General features: G+C 72.5%; 23 protein-coding genes. 9 read left to right on the plus strand and 14 right to left on the minus strand.

What is annotated here, in order from left to right; translation table 11 throughout:
- Nucleotides 1-167 precede the first annotated feature (167 nt).
- From LXN57_RS01950 to LXN57_RS01960, 3 genes are all read left to right on the plus strand, one after another.
- Nucleotides 168-653 (plus strand): hypothetical protein, encoded by a 486-nt coding sequence (locus LXN57_RS01950; RefSeq protein ID WP_251796229.1) that lies wholly within the window; start codon nt 168-170, stop codon nt 651-653.
- Between the two features lie 141 nt (nt 654-794).
- Nucleotides 795-1,079, plus strand: coding sequence for a hypothetical protein (locus tag LXN57_RS01955; RefSeq protein ID WP_251796230.1), 285 nt, complete (start codon nt 795-797; stop codon nt 1,077-1,079).
- On the plus strand, nt 1,076-1,399 hold the full coding sequence (locus LXN57_RS01960; protein ID WP_251796231.1) for an STAS domain-containing protein: 324 nt from the start codon (nt 1,076-1,078) through the stop codon (nt 1,397-1,399). The genes LXN57_RS01955 and LXN57_RS01960 overlap by 4 nt, the downstream gene beginning before the upstream one ends.
- Nucleotides 1,400-1,564: 165 nt before the next feature.
- On the opposite strand, the gene LXN57_RS01965 is transcribed toward LXN57_RS01960, so the two are convergent.
- Complete coding sequence (locus LXN57_RS01965) at nt 1,565-2,245, minus strand: response regulator transcription factor (RefSeq protein WP_251796232.1); 681 nt, start codon at nt 2,243-2,245, stop codon at nt 1,565-1,567.
- 278 nt (nt 2,246-2,523) lie between these two features.
- Here LXN57_RS01965 and LXN57_RS01970 point away from each other — a divergent pair, with 278 nt between their 5' ends.
- Complete coding sequence (locus LXN57_RS01970; protein WP_251796233.1) at nt 2,524-3,405, plus strand: aldo/keto reductase; 882 nt, start codon at nt 2,524-2,526, stop codon at nt 3,403-3,405.
- Here LXN57_RS01970 and LXN57_RS01975 read toward each other — a convergent pair.
- Complete coding sequence (locus tag LXN57_RS01975) at nt 3,377-3,559, minus strand: hypothetical protein (protein ID WP_251796234.1); 183 nt, start codon at nt 3,557-3,559, stop codon at nt 3,377-3,379. The two genes, LXN57_RS01970 and LXN57_RS01975, sit on opposite strands and share 29 nt — an antisense overlap.
- A gap of 174 nt (nt 3,560-3,733) precedes the next feature.
- Entirely contained in the window at nt 3,734-4,666 is a 933-nt protein-coding gene (locus LXN57_RS01980) for a thioredoxin family protein (RefSeq protein WP_251796235.1), read from the minus strand.
- Between the two features lie 47 nt (nt 4,667-4,713).
- On the opposite strand from LXN57_RS01980, the gene LXN57_RS01985 reads away from it, so the two are divergent.
- Nucleotides 4,714-5,667 carry a GlxA family transcriptional regulator gene (locus LXN57_RS01985; protein WP_251796236.1) on the plus strand — a complete coding sequence of 318 codons (954 nt, stop codon included), beginning with the start codon at nt 4,714-4,716 and terminating at the stop codon, nt 5,665-5,667.
- 63 nt (nt 5,668-5,730) lie between these two features.
- The gene (gene gap, locus LXN57_RS01990; RefSeq protein WP_251796237.1) at nt 5,731-6,726 is read left to right on the plus strand and encodes a type I glyceraldehyde-3-phosphate dehydrogenase; all 996 of its coding nucleotides are present in this window, start codon (nt 5,731-5,733) and stop codon (nt 6,724-6,726) included.
- Between the two features lie 55 nt (nt 6,727-6,781).
- Here the strand turns inward: gap and LXN57_RS01995 are convergent, their stop codons facing one another.
- The 3 genes from LXN57_RS01995 to LXN57_RS02005 all read right to left on the minus strand — a co-directional run bounded on the left by LXN57_RS01995 (nt 6,782) and on the right by LXN57_RS02005 (nt 10,908).
- Complete coding sequence (locus tag LXN57_RS01995) at nt 6,782-8,662, minus strand: elongation factor G (RefSeq protein WP_251796238.1); 1,881 nt, start codon at nt 8,660-8,662, stop codon at nt 6,782-6,784.
- Between the two features lie 216 nt (nt 8,663-8,878).
- Nucleotides 8,879-10,177 (minus strand): FtsX-like permease family protein, encoded by a 1,299-nt coding sequence (locus LXN57_RS02000; protein ID WP_251796239.1) that lies wholly within the window; start codon nt 10,175-10,177, stop codon nt 8,879-8,881.
- Complete coding sequence (locus LXN57_RS02005) at nt 10,174-10,908, minus strand: ABC transporter ATP-binding protein (RefSeq protein ID WP_251796240.1); 735 nt, start codon at nt 10,906-10,908, stop codon at nt 10,174-10,176. The genes LXN57_RS02000 and LXN57_RS02005 overlap by 4 nt, the downstream gene beginning before the upstream one ends.
- Before the next feature lie 84 nt (nt 10,909-10,992).
- Here LXN57_RS02005 and LXN57_RS02010 point away from each other — a divergent pair, with 84 nt between their 5' ends.
- Nucleotides 10,993-11,895: a TetR/AcrR family transcriptional regulator C-terminal domain-containing protein gene (locus LXN57_RS02010; protein ID WP_251796241.1), complete on the plus strand. Its 903-nt coding sequence runs from the start codon at nt 10,993-10,995 to the stop codon at nt 11,893-11,895.
- Between the two features lie 90 nt (nt 11,896-11,985).
- On the plus strand, nt 11,986-12,819 hold the full coding sequence (locus tag LXN57_RS02015) for an alpha/beta fold hydrolase (RefSeq protein ID WP_251796242.1): 834 nt from the start codon (nt 11,986-11,988) through the stop codon (nt 12,817-12,819).
- Here the strand turns inward: LXN57_RS02015 and LXN57_RS02020 are convergent.
- The 5 genes from LXN57_RS02020 to LXN57_RS02040 form a co-directional block, all read right to left on the minus strand.
- A complete protein-coding gene (locus tag LXN57_RS02020; protein WP_251796243.1) occupies nt 12,784-13,644 on the minus strand; it encodes an alpha/beta fold hydrolase in 861 nt (286 codons plus the stop codon). The genes LXN57_RS02015 and LXN57_RS02020 overlap by 36 nt on opposite strands.
- 49 nt (nt 13,645-13,693) lie before the next feature.
- The gene (locus LXN57_RS02025) at nt 13,694-14,929 is read right to left on the minus strand and encodes an SGNH/GDSL hydrolase family protein (protein ID WP_438872821.1); all 1,236 of its coding nucleotides are present in this window, start codon (nt 14,927-14,929) and stop codon (nt 13,694-13,696) included.
- 76 nt (nt 14,930-15,005) lie between these two features.
- Nucleotides 15,006-16,514, minus strand: a complete 1,509-nt coding sequence (locus LXN57_RS02030; RefSeq protein WP_251796244.1) for a tripartite tricarboxylate transporter permease — start codon at nt 16,512-16,514, stop codon at nt 15,006-15,008.
- Nucleotide 16,515: 1 nt separating this feature from the next.
- Complete coding sequence (locus LXN57_RS02035) at nt 16,516-17,013, minus strand: tripartite tricarboxylate transporter TctB family protein (protein ID WP_251796245.1); 498 nt, start codon at nt 17,011-17,013, stop codon at nt 16,516-16,518.
- Entirely contained in the window at nt 17,010-18,005 is a 996-nt protein-coding gene (locus LXN57_RS02040) for a Bug family tripartite tricarboxylate transporter substrate binding protein (protein WP_251796246.1), read from the minus strand. The genes LXN57_RS02035 and LXN57_RS02040 overlap by 4 nt, the downstream gene beginning before the upstream one ends.
- A gap of 161 nt (nt 18,006-18,166) precedes the next feature.
- On the opposite strand from LXN57_RS02040, the gene LXN57_RS02045 reads away from it, so the two are divergent.
- The gene (locus LXN57_RS02045) at nt 18,167-21,559 is read left to right on the plus strand and encodes an AfsR/SARP family transcriptional regulator (protein ID WP_251796247.1); all 3,393 of its coding nucleotides are present in this window, start codon (nt 18,167-18,169) and stop codon (nt 21,557-21,559) included.
- Here the strand turns inward: LXN57_RS02045 and LXN57_RS02050 are convergent.
- From LXN57_RS02050 to LXN57_RS02060, 3 genes are all read right to left on the minus strand, one after another.
- Nucleotides 21,541-22,368, minus strand: coding sequence for an ABC transporter permease (locus LXN57_RS02050; RefSeq protein ID WP_251796248.1), 828 nt, complete (start codon nt 22,366-22,368; stop codon nt 21,541-21,543). The two genes, LXN57_RS02045 and LXN57_RS02050, sit on opposite strands and share 19 nt — an antisense overlap.
- A complete protein-coding gene (locus tag LXN57_RS02055; protein ID WP_251796249.1) occupies nt 22,365-23,348 on the minus strand; it encodes an ATP-binding cassette domain-containing protein in 984 nt (327 codons plus the stop codon). The genes LXN57_RS02050 and LXN57_RS02055 overlap by 4 nt, the downstream gene beginning before the upstream one ends.
- Nucleotides 23,349-23,452: 104 nt before the next feature.
- The gene (locus LXN57_RS02060; RefSeq protein ID WP_251796250.1) at nt 23,453-24,397 is read right to left on the minus strand and encodes a S1 family peptidase; all 945 of its coding nucleotides are present in this window, start codon (nt 24,395-24,397) and stop codon (nt 23,453-23,455) included.
- Nucleotides 24,398-24,461: the final 64 nt, after the last annotated feature.

The raw sequence follows: 24,461 nt of genomic DNA on the forward strand, positions 1-24,461 counted from the left end.
GCGCACCGATGCGACGTGGCCCAGGGTGCCGCCCGACCGGGCCGGTTGTCACGCGGTGAGTGGGAAATGCGACATGCCACTCATCACACTCAACCCACTCGGCACCCTGACAACCTGTCCGGCCGACCCGCCGGTCCGGGCGCCCGGCCGAGCCTAGCCTGGGCCTCATGCCGTACGTCGCCGCCCGGGACGGCCGCCAGCAGCGCGGTCCGACCAACCGGGCCCCCAGCGTCCCCGATCGCCTCGACGACCTTCATGGCCACAGCGTGGGCCTGCTCGAGCTGCCGAAACACATGGCCCCCGGGCATCGCAGCCGCCGCCTGCTCGACCTCGAGGACCCGGCCCAGCAGCGGCTGGCCTACCAGACCGTGCTGTGCCAGGCCGCCGACTGCTGCGAGATCAACGACCTGCTCAACCCGGGTGTGCTGCGCCGCATCTGGCGCCACCTGCATCTGCCGGCCAAGGTGCGGTCCGAGTGGGAGGCCCGGCACCCCTCGCTGGCCCAGCCGGCGTTGGCCGCCGAGCAGACGCCCGCGGTCGATGCCGCCGAACTCGCGGCGGCACGCCTGCGTCAGCGCACCGGGCGGCGTACGCGGGTCGACCGCCTCACCGCGGCCCAGATGATCGGCGCCCGGACAGCCTCGGCTCGCTGACGAAGTCATCCGGGCCGCGACAGTCGCGCGTAGTCGCTGCTGTGCAGCGGGCCGCCGGTCAGGTTGCCGTCGGCGGGCTCCGTCATGGAACTGTCATATCGCCGGGAGGGTTCCGCAAACCTTGCGGGGCACTGTGGAGGCATGACGGTCACCGGTCTGGTCACCGCCGTCCTCGTCGGCGGCGTGCTCGGCGTCGCCGGGCACCTGCTGACGAGGGCCGGTCGCTGGGTGCCCTTCTGGCTCCCTCCCACGGTGGGCGTCGGGACGGCGGTGTTCGCCACGACCGTCGCGCGGATCGCCGCCGACCTGCCCTCGGGGCTCAGCCCGGCCGAGCTGGGCCTCCAGGCGCTCTTCGGCGGGGCCGGGGTCGCCGCCGTGGTGACCACCGCCGACCGCCGTACGCCCGAGAAGGAGGGCATCCGATGACCGATGTCCGCGACGCCACCGGCACCGCCGTCGTCACGCCGCTCGGCGACCTCGACGCCGATGCCGTCGAGCTGCTGCGCGAGTCGCTGGCCGAGGCGGTCCGCGACCATCGGCACGTCATCGTCGACCTGCACGCCGCCCCCACCATCGACTCGGCCGGCCTGAGCATGCTGGTCCGGGCGTACAACGAGGCCAAGAGCCACGGCGGCGCCCTCTCGCTGGCCGCGCCGTCCCGGTACGTCGTGACGGTGCTGCACACCATGAAGCTGCACCAGGTGTTCCCGCTGTACGAGGACGTCGGCGCCGCCCTCAGCGCGTAGGCGGGTCGATCCGGAACCGCGCGCCGCCGCCGGGCCGGTCGCCGAGACTCTCGCGGAACAGGGTGTTGCTGGTCAGCTCCTTCGGACGAGGGTGACGCCGGCTGACAGGGCCGGAGCGCCCACGGCGAACGCGGCGCTGACCCCGGGCCCGCAGCCCGGCCCGCCTCACGGCTGGAGCTTGTAGCCCAGACCGCGCACGGTCACCAGGTGCCTGGGCTTGCCCGCGCTGTCCTCGATCTTGTGGCGGAGCCGGCCGACGTGCACGTCGACCAGGCGCTCGTCGCCGATCTCGTACTCCCAGACCCGGCTCAGCAGCTGCTGGCGCGAGAGCACCTGGCCCGGGTGCTCGGCCAGCTCGCAGAGCAGACGGAACTCCGTACGGGTGACCGCGACCGGCTCGCCGTGCAGGCGCACCTCGCCCGCCTCGGGCCGGATCTCGAGGTCGCCGAAGGCGAGGACAGTGACCGCCGGGGTGGCCGACGCGGACCGGCCACGGCGGCGCAACGCCCGCAGCCGGGCCGCCAGCTCCTTCACGGCGACGGGCTTGACCACGTAGTCGTCGGCGCCGGCCTCGAGCCCGGCCACGATGTCGTGGGTGTCGTCGCGGGCGCTGACGACGATGATCGGCACGTCGTCGGTGCGCCGCAGCTGCCGGATGCACTCGAAGCCGTCCATGCCGGGCAGCATCAGGTCGACCAGCACGGCGTCGGCCGGCTGCCGGCGCTGCATCTCGAGCCCCTCCTCGGCGGTGGGCACGGCGTGGGTCTGGTAGCCCTCGTCCTCCAGAGCCATGGCCAGCGACAGCCTGATCCGGTCGTCGTCCTCGATCAACAGCACGGCACTCATAACCGCATGATGCCGCGCCCGGCACACTCCGACACGGCCCAGCGGCGAATCCCCGGTTTCGTCACCCAACCGTCACATGCCCGGGGGGATACCGCCATCGGCCACAAGCAGCATCGATGGCGGGAACCAACCCTCCCCACAAGGCCCGCGCCCCGGCCGCCGGTTCGGTGGACGGGGCGCGGGCTTTCAGGCCGGAGAGACCTGGACCGCCATCGAGGCCTCTCCGGCTCCCGCCCGGAGCGCCAGGCGTCAGTGAGCTGACGGTGTTGGATGGCGGTATGGAATTCTTCGACGGGCTGACCGGGGCCGCGCGGATCGGACTGGGGCTGGCGGCGGTGGGCCGGCCGGCGTACATCAATCTCGGGCGCGAGGCGGATCTGCCCGCCGACCGCAGCGTCGACGCGATGCGCGACCGGGCGCACGAACTGCTCGACCAGGCGTACGCGGCCGGCGTGCGCTACTTCGACGTGGCTCGCTCGTACGGCCGCTCGGAAGAGTTCCTGGCTTCCTGGCTTCCGGGCCATGACGACGCGCTGGTCGGCAGCAAATGGGGTTACACCTACACCGCGAATTGGCAGCTGAAGGCCGAGGCCCACGAGGTCAAGGACCACAGCGTAGCCACCTTCGACCGCCAGCTGGCCGAGACCCGCGCCCTGCTCGGCGACCGGCTCGGCCTCTACCAGATCCACTCGGTGACGCCGGACAGCCCGGCCCTGACCGACAAGGCCCTGCACCGCCGGCTGTCCGGCCAGGGCGCCGTCGTCGGCCTGTCGACCAGCGGACCCCGCCAGGCCGACGCGATCCGGGCCGCCCTCGGGATCGAGGTGGACGGCGAGCCGCTGTTCCGCAGCGTCCAGGCCACCTGGAACCTGCTGGAGCCCAGCGCCGGTCCCGCTCTGGCCGAGGCCCACGCGTCAGGCCGGGCCGTCATCGTCAAGGAGGCCATGGCCAACGGCCGCCTGGCCGCCCGCGACGCCGAGGCCCTGGCCGCCGCCCTGCACCAGCCCTGGGCCACAGTCGTCCTCTCCGGCGCCGCCACCGCGGCCCAGCTCACCTCGAATCTGGGCGCGGCCGGCCTCGGCCCCTCGTCCGTCCGGCCGGTCGAGGCCGAACCGGCCGAGCTCTACTGGGCTACCCGCGCCGCATTGCCCTGGGGATGACCGCCGCGACGGCCGCCACGGCGACGCCGGCGAGAGCCGCGCGATGCATCGAGGCCCAGGACCACGCGTCGCGCGACTTCGCCTGATCGTCGAACATGCCGTGGGCGCCGCGGTCGGCGTCGTCGTCCCGGGGCTCGAAGACGTGGTCACGCATCAGAACCAGGGGCTCGCCTCGAGCCGCCCGGTGTCGCCGGGATCCAGGGTCGCCGGCACGGCGACGAGCTGGCGGTCGCCACCGGCGGACACGCACGACGGCGACCTTCAGCGGAACAACCAGCAACACGAGTAACCGGCGCAGCCTCACCACGCCGTGCGCCCGCCAGGACCCCTAGCCGAAGGTGAACACGTAGGCGCGGGCGCCCGGACCGGTGAACGTGATCTCGAGGAACTTCTCGCCGATCGCGCCCGGCTGGCGGATCAGCTGATACATACGGCCCTGGTCGAGCACCCCGGCGCCGTCGGCGCTGATGTCGAGGCCGGCGGCGTCACCGGGGGCCTCGCCGTCGAGGGTGACGCGGAACGGGACAGGTTCGCCGCCGGCCCGGTCGAGCACCAGGTTGGCGTCGCGGGCCTGGAAGCGGAACGCGATGCCCCCGTCCGGCTCGGACAGGGTCACGTGCTCGCTGCCGACCGTCCACTCACCGTCCAGAGCCCAATGGTTGAAGAGCAAGTAGTTCGAGTACGTGTACGTGTGGCGGCGGCCGAACTCGGCCTCCCCGGCCGCCGCGAAGTGCTCGCCGCGGGCGTACCCGAGATATGTCTCGGGCGTGCGCAGGTGCGTCCAGTCGGCCTCGACCTCGACGCCGGCCGGTTCGACTTGCGACAGCGGGCGGCTGATGCCGAGCAGCCGCTGGATCGAGCGCTCCGACCCTTCGTACTCGCCCTCGCCGAAGTGATGGTCGCGGATCACGCCCGCACCGTCGGCCAGATAGAGCGCCGGCCAGTAGTGGTTGTCGAAGGCCTTCCACACCGCGTAGTCGTTGTCGATGACGACCGGGTAGTCGATGCCACGCCCGGCCACGGCGCGGCGCACCAGCTCGGGACTGTGTTCGAACCCGAACTCGGGCGTGTGCACCCCGACGACGATCAACCCGTCCTGGCGGTACGCGTTCCACCACGCGAGGCGGTAGGGCGCGGTGCGCAGCCAGTTGACGCAGGTGAGCGTCCAGAAGTCGTAGAGGACGACATGTCCGTGCAGGTCGTCCGGGCCGAGTGGTGGCGAGTTGAGCCACTCGGCGTCCGCTAGCGAGGGCGTTCTCATACAGACACCGTGCCAGCAACGCGGGTCCCGGCTCTATCGTCAATTGAGTGACGCTGCTCCCACGCCTGCACCGCGTCGCCGTCCTCGTGCTGGAAGGCGCCAAACCGCTCGACGTCGGCATCCCGGCCCAGGTCTTCACGACACGGGCCAGCATGCCGTACGAGGTACGGGTCTGCGGCGCCGCGCCGGGGCTCGTCACGGGTGGCGACGGATTGTCGTACCACGTGGCCGACGGCCTGGACGCCCTCGACTGGGCCGACATCGTCTTCCTGCCCGGTTACCGCTTTCCCGACCAGGATGATCCGCCGCCGGCCGTCGTCGAGGCCCTGATCACTGCGCACGAGCGCGGGGCGCGGCTCGCGGCCATCTCCACCGGGGCGTTCGCGCTGGCCGCGACCGGGCTGCTGGACGGCAAGCGGGCCACGACGCACTGGCACTACACGCGGGAACTGGCCCGCAAGCATCCCGAGGTGAACGTCGACGAGAACGTGCTCTTCGTCGACGAGGGCAGCGTGCTCACCTCGGCCGGCGCCGCCTCGGGCCTCGACCTGTGCCTGCACGTGCTGCGCGGCGACCTCGGGGTGGCCGCCTCCAACCACGCGGCGCGGCGGCTGGTCGCGGCCCCCTACCGCAGCGGCGGCCAGGCCCAGTACGTGCCGCGCAGCGTCCCCGCGCCGATCGGCGAACGCTTCGCGGCGACGCGGGAGTGGGCGCTGCACCGGCTCGACAAGCATCTGACCCTCGAGTCGCTGGCCCGGCACGCGGCCGTGTCGCCGCGCACCTTCTCGCGGCGGTTCGTGGAGGACACCGGGTACACGCCGATGCAGTGGGTCATGCGGGCCCGGATCGACCTGGCACGCGAACTGCTGGAGCTCTCGGAGCTCTCGGTCGAGCAGATCGCGGTGCGCGCCGGACTGGGCACGGGCGCGAATCTGCGTCTGCACTTCCAACGGATCCTCGGCACGACCCCGAGCCAGTACCGCCGAACCTTCGTGGCGTGATCCTTGCGAACGGTGGCGAGGCCGCCACTGTCTCCGTTGTGGCGCGCGGGCGAGGCTGGACGCATGACTCGCATCGCCATCAACGGATTCGGCCGCATCGGGCGCAACGTGCTGCGGGCGCTGCTCGAGCGGGACAGCAAGCTCGAGGTCGTCGCCGTCAACGATCTCACCGAGCCGGCGGCCCTGGCCCGCCTGCTCGCCTTCGACACCACGGCCGGCCGGTTGGGCCGCCCGGTGACCGTGGACGGTTCCACCCTGGTCGTGGACGGCCGCCGCATCGCCGTCCTGTCCTCACCCGACCCGGCCACCCTGCCCTGGAAGGACCTGGACGTCGACATCGTCCTCGAGGCCACGGGCCGGCTGGCCGCCGCGTCGAAGGCTCGCGCGCACCTGGATGCCGGGGCCCGCAAGGTTCTGGTCGGCGCGCCCTCGGACGGCGCGGACGTGACGCTGGCCTACGGCGTCAACAACGCCGCGTACGACCCGGCTGTCCACACCATCGTGTCGAACGCCTCCTGCACGACGAACGCCCTGGCCCCGCTGGCCTCGGTGCTGGACGAGCTGGCCGGCATCGAACACGGCTTCATGACCACGGTCCACGCCTACACCCAGGAACAGAACCTGCAGGACGGGCCGCACCGCGACCCGCGCCGGGCCCGGGCCGCCGCGGTCAACATCGTCCCCACCACGACGGGCGCCGCCAAGGCCATCGGCCTGGTGCTCCCCCGCCTGGCGGGCAAGCTGTCCGGCGACTCGATCCGGGTGCCGGTCCCGGTCGGCTCGATCGTCGAACTCAACACGACGGTCGCCCGCGAGGTCACCCGCGACGAGGTCCTGACGGCCTACCGCGTGGCCGCCGACGGCCCGCTGGCCGGCATCCTCGAGTACTCGGAGGACGCCCTGGTCTCGTCCGACATCGTCGGCAACCCGGCCTCGTCCATCTTCGACTCGGCCCTGACCCGCGTCGACGGCCGCCACGTGAAGGTCGTCGCCTGGTACGACAACGAGTGGGGCTTCAGCAACCGGGTGATCGACACCCTCGAACTGCTGGCCGCCTAGGAAACAGCGGCGAGAAGCCGGCGGCGCGGAAACAGGGCGCCGCCGGCTTCTCGCATCAGACCGGGCGGTAGCCGGCCGGACGGGTGGAGAAGGTGCCGCGGCCCCGCGTACGGCTGCGCAGATCGGTCGCGTACCCGAAGAGCTCAGCCAGCGGCACCACAGCCGACACCGACTCGCCGTCGGAGGCGGTGACCCGGCCGCGACGAGCCGCGAGGTCGCCGAGCACGCCGCCCAGGTTCTCGGCCGGGGCGTGGACCGTCACGTCCGCGACCGGCTCCAGCAGCGCCAGCTCGCACGCCTCGAGAGCCGCCCGCAGACCGAACCGGCCCGCCGCCCGGAACGCCATCTCCGACGAGTCCTTCACGTGCGTGGCGCCGTCGGTCAGCGTGACCCGCAGACCGGTCACCGGATGCCCGGCGAGCGGCCCGTGGGCCAGCGCCTCCCGGCAGCCCGCCTCGACCGCGCGCACGTACTCGGCCGGCACCCGCCCGCCGGTCACCGTGGACGCGAAGGCGAACCCGGCGCCGTCGGCCGGCGCCACGTCGAGCACGACGTGCGCGTACTGACCGGATCCGCCGTCCTGCTTGACGTGCCGGTGGGTCAGACCGCGCACACCGCGGACCACGGTTTCCCGGTACGCCACCCGGGGCCGCCCGGCCGTGACGGCCACCCCGGACTCGCGCAACCTGGTCACCGCCACCTCCACTTGCAGTTCCCCCATTCCGCTGAGCAGCGTCTGCCCCGATTCGCTGTCGGTGCGCACCGACAGCGACGGGTTCTCCTCGACCAGCGCGGCCAGCGCACCGGGCAGCCGGTGCGCGTCGGCCCGCGTACGCCCCTCGAGCGCGACCGAGACGAGCGGCTCGGCCGTCGCCGGGGCCTCCAGCACCACCGGCCGGTCCCGGGTCGACAGCGTCGTGCCCGCCCGGGCCGCCTTGAGCCCGGCCAGCGCCACGATGTCGCCCGCCGCGGCCCGGTCGACGTCGGTGTGCCGGTCGGCCTGCACGCGCAGGATGCGCCCGACCCGCTCGGCCCGGCCCTCGACCGCGTCCCACACCGTGCCGCCCTTGACGAGCGTGCCGGAGTAGACGCGGACGAAGGTCAGGCGCCCCTGCCGTCCCGTCTGCACCTTGAACACGAGCGCGGCCGGTGGCGCCTCGTCGTCGACACTGGGCGCCGGCAGATAGTCGACCACCGCGTCGAGCAGCGGCTCGACGCCGATGCTGCGATAGGCCGAACCGCAGAGCACGACGACCGCCCTGTTCCGCGCCGTCAGATCACGCATGGCCTTCCTCAGGGTCTCGTCCGACATCGCGCCCAACTCCTCCAGAGCGGCCGGGTGCAGCTCGGCCACGGCCTCCTCCAGCCGTTGCCGCGCCACCGGGTCACCGCCCGGCGTGACCACCAGCTCGCCGTCCTGCCAGGTGAGGGTGCGCCGCCCGACCAGGTCGACGACACCGCCCTCGATCGGCGCCTGGGCGACCAGCGGCGTGACGCCGAGCCGCTCCCGCAGCGACCGCACGGCCGCGTCGAGGTCGGCCCCCGGCCGGTCGAGCTTGTTCACGAAGACGATTCGCGGCACGCCGTACCGATCGGCCTGCCGCCACACGGCTTCGCTCTGCGGTTCGACCCCGGCCACCGCGTCGAGCACGACGACGGCGCCGTCGAGCACCCGCAGCGCGCGCTCGACCTCGTCGGTGAAGTCCACGTGCCCCGGTGTGTCGATCAGGTTGAGCCGCCGGCCGTTCCAGTCGCAGCTGACCGCGGCCGCGAAGATGGTGATCCCCCGTGCCCGTTCCTGGGGGTCGAAGTCGGTGACCGTCGTCCCGTCCCGCACCTCGCCCCGCTTCCAGGTGGCGCCGGTCAGGAACAGGATGCGTTCGGTCAGGGTGGTCTTGCCCGCGTCGACGTGCGCGAGGATGCCGAGATTTCGCATGGTTGAACGGCTTTCGGGAGTTCCAGCGGTGGACAGCGCCCACCCGCCGCGTCCTGGCGGACGCGGTCAGGAACGACCAGCCTCGGTGGCGCAGCCGAGGCTGGGCACACCGGACACGAGGAGAGGAGCTGTGCGGTACTGCACGGCGTCCTCCCCTCGCTCATCGATCAACTTCGGAAACCGTACGGATTTCCCTCCGCCCCTGTCGACCGGTTTTCACGCCCGCACGGCGGCGGTGGCGGGGCCGTGCAATGTGCTGCGGGCCGTTTGCACCAGGGCCGAAGCCGTCAGCACGACAGCGATCGCGGCGACGATGCCGAACGCGGCCGGGGAGGCGTCGGGCCAGACGCGGCCGGCACGGGCCGAGCCGAAGGGCAGGACGGTGAACAGGGAGGCCACCAGGCCGCCCAGGATCCCGGTCACCGTGATCAGGACGCCCTCCAGAGTGACCATGCCGGTCACCTGGCCGCGGGTGGCGCCGGCCAGGCGCTGCTGGGCGAACTCGCGGCGGCGGTGGGTGGTCGCGGCGATCAGGGTGTTCACCAGCATGATGGCCACGAAGACGGTGACCATGCCGACCACCACGTAGTTGAGCGTCTGGATGTCCTGGGCGTAGGCGGGCTGGATCTGGCCGGCAGCCGCGCGGTCCTCGATCCCCTGCATGTAGACGGTGCCGGTGGCGATGCCGGTGAACAGCAGCACGGGCATGACCGCCGAGGACAGGCGCGGGCCGCTGAGCGCCAGTTCGCCGGGGGCGCCGAAGAGGCGTACAACCGGACTCAGCACGGCCGTGACCACCCGCAGCAACTCGGGTGCCAGCAGCGCCAGGCCGATCGCCGCCCAGATGCCGGCCTGACCGGCGGTCTGCATCGCGTCGATGCCCTTGCCGTCCATCAGCGTCGCGGTCAGCACGGCGCAGTTGGCCCCAATCAGCAGGAGCAGCCCGGCGCCGATGCGCCGCAGCAGCGGCCGCGGCCTCCGGCGGCTCTGAGCGGCTGTACGCCGGGCCGTGGCGACCGCCGCCGCCAGCGAACCGGTCAGCGTGACCCCGAAGCCCGCGCCCAGCGCGATCGGGCCGAACACGGGGTCGACGGTGGACGCCACCTGGCCGGTGTTCTGCAACAGATCGACCAGCACGCGACCCAGCGCCCACCCGACCGGCACGGCCACCGCCGACGCCAGCAAGGCGACCGCCACGGCCTCCCCCACGATCATCCGGCGCAGCTGCGGGCCGGTCGCCCCCACCGACCGCAGCAGCGCGAACTGCTGGTCGCGCTGTCGCACCGCCAGCGTCAGGGTGGAGGTCACCGCGAACGCCACGATGACCAGGCACCAGCCACCGCCGACGCTCGCCGTGGTCACCAGCGACTCGTTGCTCGCCGCGTCGGCGCCGGAAGCGGTGTCCAGCAACGACGCGAATGCCATGATGAGCGCCGCGCCCAGGAAGGCGGACAGGAACGTGGCGACGAAGCCGCCGGGACGGTGTCGCAGATTGCGCAGCGCGACGGCGATCATGCCGGCACCCCCACGCGGTCGCCGAGGTGGGCCAGGCGCTCGGCCACGGCGTCGGGGGTCGGCGCGCGCAACGAACCGGCCAGCCGGCCGTCGGCCAGGAACAGCACGGAGTCCGCGTACGCGGCGGCGACCGGGTCGTGCGTGACCATGATGACCGTACGGCCGTGCTGGTGCACCACCGACCGCAGCAGAGTCAGCACTTCGCGGGCGCTGCGCAGGTCGAGCGCGCCGGTGGGCTCGTCGGCGAAGACCACGGCGGGCTGGGCCACCAGCGCGCGGGCCACGGCGACACGCTGCCGCTGGCCGCCCGAGAGCCGCTCCGGCAGCTCGTCCCGGCGGTCCCCCAGGCCCAGGCGGTCGAGGATCTCGCGTACGCGGTGACGGTCGGCCCGGCGACCGGCGAGCCGCAACGGAAGCACGACGTTCTGCTCCACGGTCAACGACGGCAGCAGGTTGTAGTCCTGGAACACGAAGCCGACCCGGGTGCGCCGGAACTTCGTCATCGCGGTGTCCTTGGTGGCCGTCAACTCGGCGCCGTCGATGAACACACGGCCGCCGGTGGGCCGGTCGAGCCCGGCCGCGCACTGCAACAGCGTGCTCTTGCCGGACCCGGAGGGACCCATCACGGCCGTGAAGCTGCCGGCCGGGAAAGAGGCGGTCACCCCATCGAGGGCGGTGACGCCACCGTCGTACGTCTGGTAGAGGGCTTCGAGGCTCACAACGTCTGTCATAAGTACACCGTACGAACGCACTACCCCGGAAATCGGTAGTGCTGGCACCCCGTTTCGGGTAGTGCGGAGAGGTAGGGTGCACTAGTGCAGGTTCCTGTCTACCGCCGGATCGCCGCCGAACTCGCCGACCGCATAGCCGCGGGCGAACCACCCCCGGGCGAGCGCATCATGTCGACCCGCCAGATCATGGCCGAGTACGACGTGGCGATGGCGACGGCGACCAAGGTGATCAACCACCTGCGGGCCGAGGGCCTGGTGCGGCCGAAACCGGGCGTCGGCACCATCGTGGCCGGCGCCACCCGGCCGGCCGGCGCCGCCCCCGATCGCGACCTCGTGGTCCGCACCGCCATCACGATCGCCGACGCCGAAGGCCTGTCCGGCCTCACGATGCGGCGCCTGGCCGGCGAGCTCGACATCCCCACGATGTCGGTCTACCGCCACGTCGCCGACAAAGAGGAACTGGTGCTGCTCATGATGGACAAGGTCATGGCGGCCAACCCACCCCCGCCCCGCCTCGATCCGTCCCGCGACGACTGGCGGGTCTGCGTCGAGGCCCTGGCCCGCCTGCAGTGGTCGATGTATCGCCGCCACACCTGGCTGGCCCAGGCCATCTCGTTCACCCGCCCGTTGCTGGCCCCCAACGCCATGGCCCACACCGAATGGACGATGCGAGCGCTGGAGGGCCGCGGCCTCGACCCCAACACCCAGTTCCGGGCCGCGGTGACCCTCGCGAACTACATCCGGGGAACCGCCGTCAACCTCGAGGAGGAGAAGCAGGCAGTCCAGGAGACCGGCATGACCGACGCCGAATGGATGGACGCCCAGCAGCAACGCTTCACCGAGGTGCTCGCCACCGGCAAACTCCCCCTGATGGCCCGGTTCATGGCCTCCGACAACCGCGAGCTGACCCTCGACCTGCTGCTCGAATACGGCCTGCAACGCCTGCTCGACGGCCTCGAAACCCAGCTGTCCGCCCACGAGACGTGATCGCGATCAGGGCGGGAACTCGTCTACCGCCCGACGCGGCACGGCATCGATCTGTTTCAATAGTTGCCCAGCGCGGAGGCGGGGGCGGTCATGGATCTGGTGTTGCCGGGCGGGCGGGTTCTGAGCTGGGCCGAGTTCGGCGATCCGGCGGGGTTGCCGGTGGTGTTCCTGCACGGCACGCCCGGCTCGCGGCTGAGCCGCCCGGATGAGCAGGCGCTCAGCGGCATCCGGTTGATCACGATGGACCGGCCGGGTTACGGCCGGTCCGACCCGGTGGAACGGTCGACCCTGCTCGGCGTGGCCGACGATGTCGGGGCGCTGACGACCGCGCTCGGGATCGAGCGCTTCGGGGTGACCGGTTTCTCAGGCGGAGCGCCGTACGCGCTGGCCTGCGGGGTTCGGCTGGCGGACCGGCTCACCGGGGTGGCGGCGGTCGCCCTGACGGGGCCGTACCGGGAGCTGGGAACCCTCCGCGGCCGGCAGCTCTGGCAGAGCTGGAAGATGCGCTTCGTTCCCGGGGCAGGCCGTCGCTACGTCACCCACGCGGCCCAGTGGTACGCCGTGGATCCCCTTGCCCAGCACCGGCGGGCGCTCGCCGCGGGCGACGACCCGTGGTTGCGGCCGGCCGAGGACGCCCAGCGGGAGGGCGCTCGCCAGAACGCTACCGGTCTGATCAGCGACTGGCTCGCCACCGACGTCCACCCGTGGGGGTTCGCACTGCGCGACGTGACCGGTCGCGTGCTGATCTGGGCCGGTCGCCGCGATCCGGGGCGGGCCGTTCCGGATGCTCCCCTGGTCGCCGCCCGTCTGCCCGACACCGAGGTGCGCATCAGCGAGGAGGCCGGCCACACGCCCTCACCGGCGGACTGGTGGGAAACGCTGACCTGGTCAGGCGGTGTGCACCGGCACCAGATCGGCCAGTAGCTCGGGCAGGCCCGGCGAGAGGTAGACGTGGCCCATGCCCGGCACGAGCTCGAGGCGCGCGCCCGGGATCGCGGCGGCCAGCGCTTCGCCGTGGGCGGGCGAATAGATCGGGTCCTGGTCGCCGTGGACGACGAGGGTCGGGGCGGTGATCACCGACAGCGGGACCTGCAGGTCGGGGGTCATCCGCTGGGCGACCCGGCCGTGGTTGGCCGCGGCGGACGGGTCGGCCGCCCGCGCCCAGCAGCGTTCCAGCATGGCCCGGACGGCCGGCTCGTCGAACGGGCGGACGTCGCCGTTCATCAGGCGGAAGAGCACCACGTCGGATTCGACGCCGGGCGGTCCGGCCTCGTGCCGCAGGAAATGCGGAGCCGGCGGCGGCAGCGGGGACGAGGCGGGGTCGATGCCCACCGGGCTCGTCGAGAGCAGGGTCAGCGAGCGCACGCGGGCCGGTTCGTGCACGCCCAGCCACTGCGCGATCATGCCGCCCATGGAGCCCCCGACGATGTGGGCGGAATCCAGGCCGTACGCGTCGAGGACCGCCACGGCGTCGCCGGCCAGTTCCGTCAGGCCGTAGGGGTCCCGGTCGTAGTCGACCGTGCTGGAGCGCCCGGTGTCGCGGTGGTCGTACCGGATCACCTGCGCGCCGCGGTCGACGAGGCGGGCGACCAGCGCGTCGGGCATGGTGTAGCCCTGAGCCGAGGCGCCCGCGATCAGCAGCACCGCGGGACAGGCGAGGTCCCCGGTCCGTTCGGTCCACAGCCGCAGCGGCCCGGCGGTCACGAACGTCGCCACGTGCGGCTGTCCGGTGTTCAGGGAGTCCGTCACGCGCAGAGGATAGCCCGGCCGCGGCCTCACCGCGGCCGGGATTACCCGGTCAGCTGACGGATATCGTGCCGCTCGAGGAGCGCACACATCGGACGGAGCGCGAGGCCGTGACCGCGGCTCCGGCGAGGCACTGGCCGAGAACGCCGTGACCGGCCGCGTTGGGATGCCACGACTCCTGGCAGGTCTGGAAGTACGTGACGCAGGAGTTGGCGATCCGCTGGATGGCTATCTTGTCGTAGCCGGACAGGTCGGTCAGGAACGTTCCCGTGGGTCCGTCCATGAGCCGGATCGGGGTGGCCAGCGCGTTGCCGGGACTCCCGGTGCGTTCGCACAGCCGGGCGCCGTCGAAGGCGCGTTGCACGTTCAGATAGACCAGGTCGTCGCCGGGGAACTCGGCCCGCAGGGAGCTGTGCACCCCGGAGACAAGCTTGCCGAGCCCGCCCGAGAACAGGTGCCCGGCGGCGAGGCTGGCGCGGTGGATCGGGCAGCCCGCCCGGTACCGTTCGGCGCCGAGCTCGCGGAACTTGTCCCGGTCGTCGGTCCGGCCGTCCTGTTCCCACAGGGCGCTCTCGAGGTCGGTCGGCAGCGGGTTCGTGTAGTCCTGGAAGACCACGCGGTGCGCCCCGTCGGCGTCGATCTGGTCGAGGGTGCGCAGGATTTCCCGTACGGCGGAAAGGGTCTCGCTCCGGGCCGCGCTCAACTGGGCCGCCGTCGCCAGGTCGCCGGCGGCGCACGGGGCCTGCGGCACCGGCCCGCCGATGTAGGCCCAGAACTCCCACCACCCGGTCCAGGCGTCGGCCACGAAGCGGTTGGCGCACTTGACCGCGACATCGCCGAAGGTGAACTGGCTGTTGTTGGAACCCAGCCCGATCAGCACCAGGTCGATGTCATGGGTACGCCCGACCGCGCGCAACTGGTCGAGCTGCGACGCCACCGTGCGGCCCTTCTCGCGGGCGTTCGACGCGGTGGCGATGTCGTGCGGCTGCCCGCCCGAGCAGGCCAGGTTGAACCTGTCCTGGATGCCCGGCAGCGAGGCACGCAGCAGCGAGGCGTTGGCCGAGCGGTGGCAGAAGAAGGCGTTGCTGTTCGCCGCGGACCAGCCCGGGAAGGCCTGGGCCTGCCCGTTCACGTCGACGACGGGCTGGTAGGCGCCGGCGCCCTCGCCGCTGATGAAGCTGTCGCCGAGCGCGACGGCGGCGGTGGGCGGGGCTGCTTGCGCGGGAACGGCGGTAGCGGTCAGGGCGGTGAGGGCGAGCACAACGGGCACGGCGAGTCGACGCCACACGGACAAGGCGGCCTCCAGAACCGGAAGAACCGAATAATCTTCGGAACTCCGATCCGATCATCTGGTTCGGAGGTCGTCAATGTGTCGACGATGTTTCGTCAAGGGTCGGCGAAACTCGCCGGCGAAGCCGGGCCAGCACTACGGGCGCCACCAGGGCGAGCACGACGACGATCCACAGCGCCGCGGTCAGCGGCGACGAGACCAGCGTCGTCCAGTCCCCTTCGGAGAGTGCCAGCGCCCGGCGCAACTGCTGCTCGGCCAACGGGGCCAGGATGAGCCCGACCACGGCCGGCGCGACCGGGACGCCGGCCTCACGCATCAGCAGGCCGACCAGACCGAGCACGGTCAGCACGATCAGGTCGGCGACCGTGCCGCCGGCCGCGAAGGCGCCCAGGCAGGCGAAGACCAGAACGCCGGCATAGATGCCGTACGCCGGGATGCCCAGCAGCCGCACCCAGACCCGGGCCAGCGGCAGGTTCAGCACCAGCAGCAGCACGTTGCCGATGTAGAGGCTGGCGATCAGGGCCCACACCAGATCCCCGGATTCGCTGAAAAGCTGAGGGCCGGGCTGCAAGCCGTACGACTGGAAGGCGGTCAGGATGACGGCCGCGGTGGCCGAGGTGGGCAGGCCGATGGTCAGCAGCGGCACGAGCACGCCGGCCGCCGCCGCGTTGTTGGCCGCCTCGGGCCCGGCCACACCCTCGATGGCGCCGCGGCCGAACTGCTCGGGCCGCTTCGAGAGCCGTTTCTCGACGCTGTAGCTGAGGAACGTGGGCACGTCCGCGCCGCCCGCGGGCAGGCTGCCGATCGGGAAGCCGAGCGCGGTGCCCCGCAGCCAGGCCGGCCACGAGCGGCGGAAGTCCTCGCGGGAGAGCATCGGCTGGCCCCGCAGAGGTTCCACACGGCTGTCCCCGGTGCCGGCGATCAGATGCGCGAACGTCTCGCCCAGCGCGAACAGCGCCACCACGACGATCACCACGTCGATCCCGTCGAACAGCGAGGGCAGGCCGAACGCGAGACGGGCCTGACCGGTCTGGGTGTCGATGCCGACCAGGCCGATGGTGGCCCCGATGACCAGGCCGGCCGCGCCCTTGAGCAGGCTCGGGCCGAGCAGTGCGCTGACCGTCACGAAGGCGACCGCCATCAGGGCGACGTACTCGGGCGGCCCGAAGCTGACGGCGATGTCGGCGACGAGGGGCGCCGCGACGGACAGGGCGATCGTGCCGATGGTGCCGGCGACGAAGCTGCCGAGCGCGGCCGTGGCCAGTGCGGCCGCACCCCGCCCGGCGCGGGCCATCTTGTTGCCCTCGAGCGCGGTGGCCACCGAGGCGCTCTCGCCCGGCGTGTTCAGCAGGATCGAGGTGGTGGAGCCGCCGTACATCCCGCCGTAGTAGATGCCGGCGAACATGATGAGCGCGGCCGCCGGTTCGAGGCGGAACGTGACGGGCAGCAGCAGCGCCACGGTCAGCGCGGGGCCGATGCCCGGCAGCACGCCGACCGCGGTGCCGATCGTCACCCCGACGAACGCCCACAGCAGGTTGCCCGGGGTGAGCGCGTCGGCGAAGCCGTTGAGCAGGTCACCCATGTCAGAACCCCCACGGCCCGGTGGGCAGCGACAGCCCGATCAGCACGTCGAAGACCAGGAACACCACCACGGCCAGGGTCCAGCCGTAGGCGGCCACGCGGGCCGGGTGCGGCGCACCCAGCAGCAGGGCGGCCGCGGTGAACAGGCCGGCGCTGCTCACCACCCACCCCATGATCGGCAGCAGAAGGGCGAACGCGACCAGGACCAGCACCAGGGCCGCCAGGCGCCAGAGGCGCCGTCCGGGGCTTCCCGGCGTACGCAGGAACCGGCGCGACTGGAACACCAGAGCGCCCCCGAGCAGACCGAGCAGGATGCCGAGCAGCGTGGGCGCGGCCGCCGGGCCGAGGGCGTCGTCGGAATCGCGCAGGCGGGCGGCGTCGAGCAGCACCACGATCGCGGCCACGACCATCAGCACGCCGAGCGCGCCGGCCGCCCGGGCCTCGCGGTGCGCGACCTCGGGAGTCTCCGGGAGCGGGCGCCCCTCCTCGATGTCGGTCATGCCAGGCCCATCTTGACCAGCACTTCCGTCACCGTGCGGCGCTCGCTCGCGATGTACTGCTCGAACTGGTCGCCGGTCAGGGTGGCGTCGAGCCAGCCGCGCCGCTCCAGGGTCTCCCGCCACGCCTCGGTGCGGGTCATCCGGAGGAGCAGGTCTTCCAGCTGCCGCTCGTCGGCGGCGCTGATACCCGGCGGCGCTACGACGCCGCGCCAGTTCGCCAGCTCCACATCGACCCCCTGCTCCTTGAGGGTGGGCACATCGGGCAGGGCCGGCAGGCGCTGCGGGCTGGAGACGGCGATCGGGCGGATCGTGCCCGCCCTGATCTGCCCGACCAGCTCGGAGACCCCGGAGACGCCGGCCGTCGCCCGCCCCGAGAGCAGCGTGGACAGCGCCTCGCCGCCGCCGGAGTGAGCCACGTAGTTGACCTCGGCCGGGTCCGCGCCGACGGCGTCGGCCACCAGCCCGGCCAGGATCTGCTCGATGCCGCCGGCCGACCCGCCGGCCCAGCTGACCTTGCCGACGTCGTCCTTCATGGCCGACACCAGGTCGGTCAGGTTCTTCACGGGCGAGCCGGCGGGCACGACGATCACCTCGTAGTCGGTGAGCAGCCGGGCCAGCGGCGTCGTCCGGTCGAGCGCCACCGGCGAGTCGTTGCTCTCGATCGCGCCCACCATGACCAGCCCCATCACCATGAGCTGGGTCGGGTCGCCCTCGTAGCGGACGAACTGGCTGAGACCGATCGTCCCGCCCGCCCCCGCCACGTTGTGGACCTCGGTGCGACCGGCCTGCTCCCGCAGGGCCGTCTGCATCTCGCGCGCCGTCTGATCCCATCCCCCGCCCGGGCCGGCCGGCGCCATCAGCCGCAACTGCTTCCCGTTGAGAAAACCCGCGTCGTCGTCCCCGCCCCCCACGAGCGCCGCGACGAGCAGCAACGTTGCCGCCGCCGCGGCCACGAAGGGCCCCGCGACGGCGGGCCGCCAGGAGTACCGCATCGGTCCTCACCGCGCTTTCGTGACGTTCCGCCCGACACTCCCCATAGATTCAGCTACCTGGATCTTTTAGTCAATCGCCCCGCACCCGGCTTCCCGCTCACAAACCGAAATGCTGAGGGGGTGGTTTGGGTTCGTGCGGTGCCGCGCGGGAGGATCAGGACGTGGGCGGGGACGGGGACTCAGCGACGCGGCTGCGGGTACGGCTGCTGGGCGCCTTCGAGGTGAGCTGCGGCGAGGCCGTGGTTGCCGTTCCCGGCGCCCGGATTCGGGGGCTGCTGGTGCGGCTGGCCCTGGGCGGCGGACGGCCGGTCGACGCGGGGACGCTGGTCGACGCGGTCTGGGCCGACGGGCGGCCGGCGGAACCGGGCAACGCGCTGCAGGCCTTGGTGTCGCGGCTGCGGAGAATCCTGGGCCGGGCCGGTGCGGTGGTGCCGGTCGAGGGTGGCTACCGGCTCGATGTGACCGGCGACGACGTCGACGCGCTGCGCTTCGAACGGCTGGCCGCAAGCGGGCGTGAGAAGTTGCGGACCGGGGATCCACGGGCCGCCGCCGGCCTGCTGGCCGAGGCGGTCGCCCTGTGGGTGGGCCCGGTCGCCGCGGAGCCGGGCATCGTCGGCGCGGTGGCACCGGCCACGGCCACCCGGCTGAGGCGGATCTCGGTCGAGGCGGTGGCCGACCTGGCCGAGGCCGAACTCGTGCTGGGGCGGGCCGTCGACGCGGCCGCCCGGCTCACGGCGCTGCTGGCCGAGGAACCGGTCGACGAACGGGCGGCGGCCCTGCTCATGGATGCTCTCGCGGCGCAGGGACGGCAGGCCGAGGCGCTGGGTGTCTACGAATCGATGCGCGAGATCCTCGCCGACCGGCTGGGCGCCGACCCGGGAACCGCCCTTCGCGAACGTCACCTGCGCCTGCTCCGCTCCCCCGGTTCCGCGACCGCGGCCCCAGCGGATTTCGCCCATCCCGCGGACTTTTCCACCACCCACCCCACCGGCCTCACTCCGGCATCAGGCGCTGCCCCGCCCTCGAGCGCTGAGGCTCCCGGCTCGGCCGACCGGATCGAGGCGCTGCCGCCCAGCAACCTGCCGGCGCCGCTCACCAGCTTCGTCGGACGGGACGACGATCTGGCGCGGATCGACACGCTGCTGGCGGGCGGGCGGCTGGTGGCGATCGTCGGGCCGGGCGGAGCCGGTAAGACGCGGCTCTCGATCGAGGCCGCGCGACGGCGGCGGCACGAGTACCGGGACGGCACCTGGCTGATCGACCTGGCCGCGGTCACCGAGCCCGCCAAGGTCGGCGCGGCGCTGCTGACTGCGGTCGGGCTGCGCGGGTCGGCGCTCTTCGAGCCGTCGGCCCGGATGCAGGCGTCCGGGGCGGAGCTGGACGTCCTGGTCGAGCAGCTCAGCGGACGGGAGAGCCTGCTCGTCGCCGACAACTGCGAGCATCTCATCGACGCCGTGGCGCATCTGTTCGCCGCGCTGCTGCCACGGTGCCCGGGCCTCAAGGTGCTGGCCACCAGCCGCGAGCCCCTGGCGGTCGACGGTGAGGCGCTGGTGCCGCTCGGGCCGCTGACTCTGCCCGCACCCGGCGACAGCCTCGACGACGTCCGGCGTACGGCGTCGGTCCGGCTCTTCGTCGAACGGGCCTCAGCCGTGCGCCCCGGCTTCGACGTCGACGAGACCACCGGGAGCGACATCGTACGGGTCGTGCGGGGACTCGACGGCATGCCGCTGGCTCTCGAACTGGCCGCCGCCCGGCTGCGCACACTGTCGCTGGCCGAGCTCACGGACGGCCTGTCGGACAGGTTCCGCCTGCTCACGACGGGCAGCCGCGCCGCCAGCCCTCGGCACCGCACGCTGCGCGCGGTCATCGCCTGGAGCTGGGATCTGCTCGGGGACCACGAACGTACGGTGGCCGAGCGGATCGCCGTGCTGCCGGGCGGCGTCACCGCAGCTACGGCGGCCGCGGTCTGTGCCGGCACGACCGTCTCTCCGGCCGGCATCCCGGAGCTGCTCGGCGCCCTCGTCGACCGCTCATTGCTTCAGCTCGCACCGGAGCCGGGCCGCTACCGCATGCTCGAGACCCTGCGCGAGTACGGCATGGAGCGCCTGGCCGACCGGGACGAGCTGACCGCCGTACGGGGCCTGGCCGCCCGTCATCTCGCCCGGCTCGTCGCCCGCCTCGAGCCCGAGCTGCGCGACCATCGTCAGCTGGGCGCGCTGCGCGAGCTCAACGCCGAGTACGACAACGCCCTCGCCGCCCTGCGCCACCTGTGCGACATCGGCGACGGCGCCGGCGCGGTCGCCCTCGCGATGGACCTGGCCTGGTACTGGCAGATGTTCGGCCGGCACACCGACGCGACGTTCTGGCTGACCGAGGCGCTCGAGGCGCCGGCGGCGGGGCACTCGCTGCGGCGGGACTGCGCCGAGGCCGTGCTGCTGCTCAACCGGGTCGGCGCCCGCTCGACGATGACCACCGAGGCCGTCGAGCGGAGCGAGGCGGAGCTGCGGGCGCTGACCGACCGCCTGCTCGCCTATCCCGCGCTGCCCGGCCTGGCCGGCGCCCTGACCGCGCTGTCGCTGTTCTTCCTGCGGGAGGACGAGGGGTCGCTGTCGGTCATCAACCGCCTGATCGAGGGCCGGGACGTCTGGCTGGCCGGCCTGGCCCACCTGTTCCGTGCCCAGTTCGCCGAGAACGAGGGCGACATCGAGACCATGGACGTCCACGTGACCGCCGCGCTGGAGTGCTTCGCCGGTGTCGGCGACCGCTGGGGCCAGGCGACCGCGCTGCCCATGCGGGCCCTGCTGCGCCAGTACGGCGCCGATCTGGACGGTGCGCTGGCCGACCTCAGCCGGGCCCGCTCGCTGGCCCGCGAGTTCGGGTCGCTCAGCCTCAACGACGAGCTCTTCATCGATCTGCGCTGGATCGATCTGCACATGCGCCAGGGCAACGAGCAGCAGGCCGTCGCCATGCTGGTCACCCTGCGGGAACGGGCCCTGCACGGCGCCGCCCCGGAGATGCTGGTGCTGCTCAACGCGCTGGAGGCCGGCATGTGGATCCGCCTCGGCGACCTGGCCCGGGCGCGCGAGCTCATCGACCTGGCCGAGGCCGAGATGGCGGCCGACCCGCTGTTCGCCGGCGATCACGGCCGGGCCATCGCCGGCACCGTGCGGGCCTCGCTCAACGTGGAGGTGGGCGATCTGGCCGGCGCCCAGCGGGCGCTCACCGGCGCCTACACGGCGGCCGTGGAGAGCCGCGACAAACCGATCCTGGCCTTCGTGGCGGTGGCCGCGGCCGGTCTCGCCGAACGCCAGGGCCACCCGGGCGAGGCGGCCCGTCTGCTCGGCGCGGCCGCCCGTCTGCGCGGCAGCCACGACAGCAGCGATCCGAACATCCGCGAGGTGACCACCCGGACCCGGGCCGCTCTGGGCGAACAGGGCTTCACCGCGGCGTACGGGGAAGGTTTCGACCTGGACGGCAGGAGTGCTTCCGCCCAGGTCGATCCGGCCCGTCTGCGCCGCGGCGAACTGCCCCCCGCTCAGGCCCGCCGCGCGTAGGCACGCAGGGCCAGCGGGACGAAGACGACCAGCAGACCGGCCATCCAGACCAGGGTGACGGTCAGGTTGTGGGCCACCGGGCCGCCGACCAGCAGGCCGCGGATCGTCGACACCAACGGGGTGATCGGGTTGACCTGGACGAACGCCTGCAGCCAGCCCGGCAGCGTGTCGGTCTGCACGAAGACGTTGCTGCCGAACGACAGCGGGAAGATCAGCAGGAACATCACGCCTTGCACGGCGCCCGGGGTGCGGACCAGCATGCCGACCCAGACCGAGATCCAGCAGAAGCACAGTCCGAAGCCGATGGAGAGCGCGACCGCGGCCACCGCCGGCAGGAAGCCCGTCTCGACGCGGAAGCCCATCAGCGTCCCGAAGCCCAGCATGAACACGCAGACGGTCAGATAGCGGACGATGTCCGCCGAGACCGCGCCGACCAGCGGCGCCGAGCGGGCCACCGGCAGCGAGCGGAACCGGTCGAAGACACCCTTCTCGATGTCGGCGTTCAGGTTCTGGCCCAGCGCGATGCCGCCCAGCGCCAGCGACTGCGCCAGTAGGCCGGGCAGCAGGAACTGGAGGTACGCGCCCCGGTCGCCGGCGCCGATGGCCCCGCCGAACAGGTAGGTGAACAGCAGCAGGAAGATCACCGGCTGGACGGTGACGTCGATCAGGGCCTCGGGCGTGCGAACGGTCTTGATCAGACTTCGCCGCGCCAGCGCCAGACTGTGGCGCATCAAGGCGGCCAGCGCGCCGCCGCGTGGACGGTCGATGTCGCCGGTGAAACCGCGGGTGGGAACGTCGAGGGCGGTCATACGAGCTCGTTCTCCTTCGTGGGCGTGGGGGTCCCCTCGGTCAGGGCGTGGAAGACCTCGTCGAGGCTGGGCAGGTGCAGGCCGAAGTCGACGACCTCGACCCCGGCCCGGCGCAGCGCCGGAACGGCCTCGTCGAGGGCCAGGTCGCTGGCCACCGGCACGCTGACCGCGCCGGGGCGGGCGCCCGCGGCTGTCTCGGCCGACGCGTTCGTGCCGGGCGCGGCGACGGCGTCGAGCACCCGCAACGTGTCGGGCACCTTGGCCGGGTCGGCCGGGCGGACGCTCAGGGTGAGGCCGCCGACGCGCCGCTTGAGCCCGTCCGGGGTGTCGTGGGCGATCACCCGGCCGTGGTTGATCACCACGATCTCGTCGGCCAGGGCGTCCGCCTCCTCGAGGTACTGCGTGGTGAGCAGGACGCTCGAACCCTGGGTGACCTGGGTGCGCACCACGCCCCACATGTCCTCGCGCTTGGCCGGGTCGAGGCCGGTCGTCGGCTCGTCCAGGAAGATCACCTCGGGGTGGCCGACGAGGCTGGCGGCCAGGTCGAGGCGGCGCCGCATGCCCCCGGAGTAGGTCTTGGCCATCCGGTTGGCCGCCTCGGCGAGGTCGAACCACTCGAGCAGCTCGGCCGCCCGCTTCTTGGCGTCGCTGGTCCTCAGGTCGAGCAGCTGACCGATCAGCACCAGGTTCTGGGTGCCGGTCAGGTCCTCGTCGACGCTGGCGTACTGGCCGGTCAGGCCGATGCGACGGCGCACCCGGGCCGGCTGCTTGAGCACGTCGATGCCGGCCACCTCGGCGTAGCCCTCATCGGGACGCAGCAGGGTAGCCAGGACGCGTACGGCCGTGGTCTTGCCGGCTCCGTTCGGCCCGAGCACGCCGAGCACGGTGCCGCGGCGCATCGCGAGGTCCACCCCGTCGAGTGCCTGTGTCTTGCCGAAGCGCTTGCGGAGTCCCTCCGCGCGCACTACGAGGTCACTCATGTCACTTCCTCCCGTCGCGAGCGGCGCCGTGTGGCGCCGGCTCTCGACGAGAAGGTTCGCGCGGTGCGCTGACATCCCGCGCACATATCGCTGACACAGCCGTGTCAGCGGCGGCGATGGATGCCCTTGCGCGGCCTCAGCGTCCACACCAACAGCGCTCCGACCAGCAGGACCAGTGGGATCGCGGCTATCCAGAGCAGCGGAGATGTGGGCTCGCTCACCGGCGCTTGCGCGACCTTCTGCGGCTGCTTCTGGGGCGCGCGCGACGGCGGGGGCGACGGTTTCGGCTTCAGATCGGCGCCGACGACGGACAGGATCCAGGGGGCGATCGCGTCGACGCGCGTGGAGGTGTCAGCGCCGCTGTGCGGGCAGCGCGGGCCACGGCTCACCACAGCCACCACGACGGCCGGCTTGCCGTCGGTGAAGTAGGGGCCGCCCGAGTCGTGCGGGCAGGCGCTGGTGGTCTTGCGCGGGGCCGCGCCCTCCACACCCAGCTCGACCTTCGCGACCGAGGTGACCTCGAACTGGCCGGTCTGCAGGCGGGAGGCCGTGCGCTTGGCGGTGCCGCTGGTCAGGCCGAAGCCGACGAGGCGCAACCGCTGGCCGTCGACGGGCTTCCTGCGGTTGAGCTTGAGCGGGGTGATGCCGGTGATCGCCTTGTCGAGCCGCGCGAGCGCCACGTCGGCCGAGCCGTGCTGACGCACCTCGACGACGTTGGCCGTGACTCCGGCCTTGCCCTTGAGGTCGGCGCGGCCGATCGTGGCGATGGTCTTGTCGGCGACCGTGCGCGAGACGCGCTTGTCGTTCTCGTCCTTGAAGCAGTGGCCGGCGGTCAGCACCCAGTGCGGCGAGATCAACCCGCCCGAACAGGAGCTGTTCCGTTTGCCCCCGTCGGCGGTCGGGATGCCGATGTCGGTGAGCTTGACCGCGAACTCGTACGTTCCGTCGGGCACACCGTCACCGTTCGCGATCGCGTGGGCCGGCGTGCTCACCGTCCCGGTGGCCACGATGGCGGCCAACGCGACGAGGACCCTCGATAGCGTTCTCATCGGGGACGACAATAGAGGCAGACCGCCAATTACGGACCGCATCCTTGGCGACACAGGCCCCCGG

It is taken from the genome of Paractinoplanes hotanensis, from assembly GCF_023717965.1.
Lineage (GTDB): Bacteria > Actinomycetota > Actinomycetes > Mycobacteriales > Micromonosporaceae > Actinoplanes > Actinoplanes polyasparticus.

Excerpts from the sequence above, each read along its gene's own strand:
- LXN57_RS02050 (WP_251796248.1), bottom strand. The coding sequence starts at position 22,368 with ATGACCGCCCTCGACGTTCCCACCCGCGGTTTCACCGGCGACATCGAC.
- LXN57_RS01960 (WP_251796231.1), top strand. The coding sequence starts at position 1,076 with ATGACCGATGTCCGCGACGCCACCGGCACCGCCGTCGTCACGCCGCTC.
- LXN57_RS01965 (WP_251796232.1), bottom strand. The coding sequence starts at position 2,245 with ATGAGTGCCGTGCTGTTGATCGAGGACGACGACCGGATCAGGCTGTCG.
- LXN57_RS01950 (WP_251796229.1), top strand. The coding sequence starts at position 168 with ATGCCGTACGTCGCCGCCCGGGACGGCCGCCAGCAGCGCGGTCCGACC.
- LXN57_RS02015 (WP_251796242.1), top strand. The coding sequence starts at position 11,986 with ATGGATCTGGTGTTGCCGGGCGGGCGGGTTCTGAGCTGGGCCGAGTTC.
- LXN57_RS01995 (WP_251796238.1), bottom strand. The coding sequence starts at position 8,662 with ATGCGAAATCTCGGCATCCTCGCGCACGTCGACGCGGGCAAGACCACC.
- LXN57_RS02030 (WP_251796244.1), bottom strand. The coding sequence starts at position 16,514 with ATGGGTGACCTGCTCAACGGCTTCGCCGACGCGCTCACCCCGGGCAAC.
- LXN57_RS02060 (WP_251796250.1), bottom strand. The coding sequence starts at position 24,397 with ATGAGAACGCTATCGAGGGTCCTCGTCGCGTTGGCCGCCATCGTGGCC.
- LXN57_RS02000 (WP_251796239.1), bottom strand. The coding sequence starts at position 10,177 with ATGATCGCCGTCGCGCTGCGCAATCTGCGACACCGTCCCGGCGGCTTC.
- LXN57_RS02035 (WP_251796245.1), bottom strand. The coding sequence starts at position 17,013 with ATGACCGACATCGAGGAGGGGCGCCCGCTCCCGGAGACTCCCGAGGTC.
- LXN57_RS01970 (WP_251796233.1), top strand. The coding sequence starts at position 2,524 with ATGGAATTCTTCGACGGGCTGACCGGGGCCGCGCGGATCGGACTGGGG.
- LXN57_RS02040 (WP_251796246.1), bottom strand. The coding sequence starts at position 18,005 with ATGCGGTACTCCTGGCGGCCCGCCGTCGCGGGGCCCTTCGTGGCCGCG.
- LXN57_RS01980 (WP_251796235.1), bottom strand. The coding sequence starts at position 4,666 with ATGAGAACGCCCTCGCTAGCGGACGCCGAGTGGCTCAACTCGCCACCA.
- LXN57_RS02005 (WP_251796240.1), bottom strand. The coding sequence starts at position 10,908 with ATGACAGACGTTGTGAGCCTCGAAGCCCTCTACCAGACGTACGACGGT.
- LXN57_RS02055 (WP_251796249.1), bottom strand. The coding sequence starts at position 23,348 with ATGAGTGACCTCGTAGTGCGCGCGGAGGGACTCCGCAAGCGCTTCGGC.
- gap (WP_251796237.1), top strand. The coding sequence starts at position 5,731 with ATGACTCGCATCGCCATCAACGGATTCGGCCGCATCGGGCGCAACGTG.
- LXN57_RS01955 (WP_251796230.1), top strand. The coding sequence starts at position 795 with ATGACGGTCACCGGTCTGGTCACCGCCGTCCTCGTCGGCGGCGTGCTC.
- LXN57_RS01975 (WP_251796234.1), bottom strand. The coding sequence starts at position 3,559 with ATGCGTGACCACGTCTTCGAGCCCCGGGACGACGACGCCGACCGCGGC.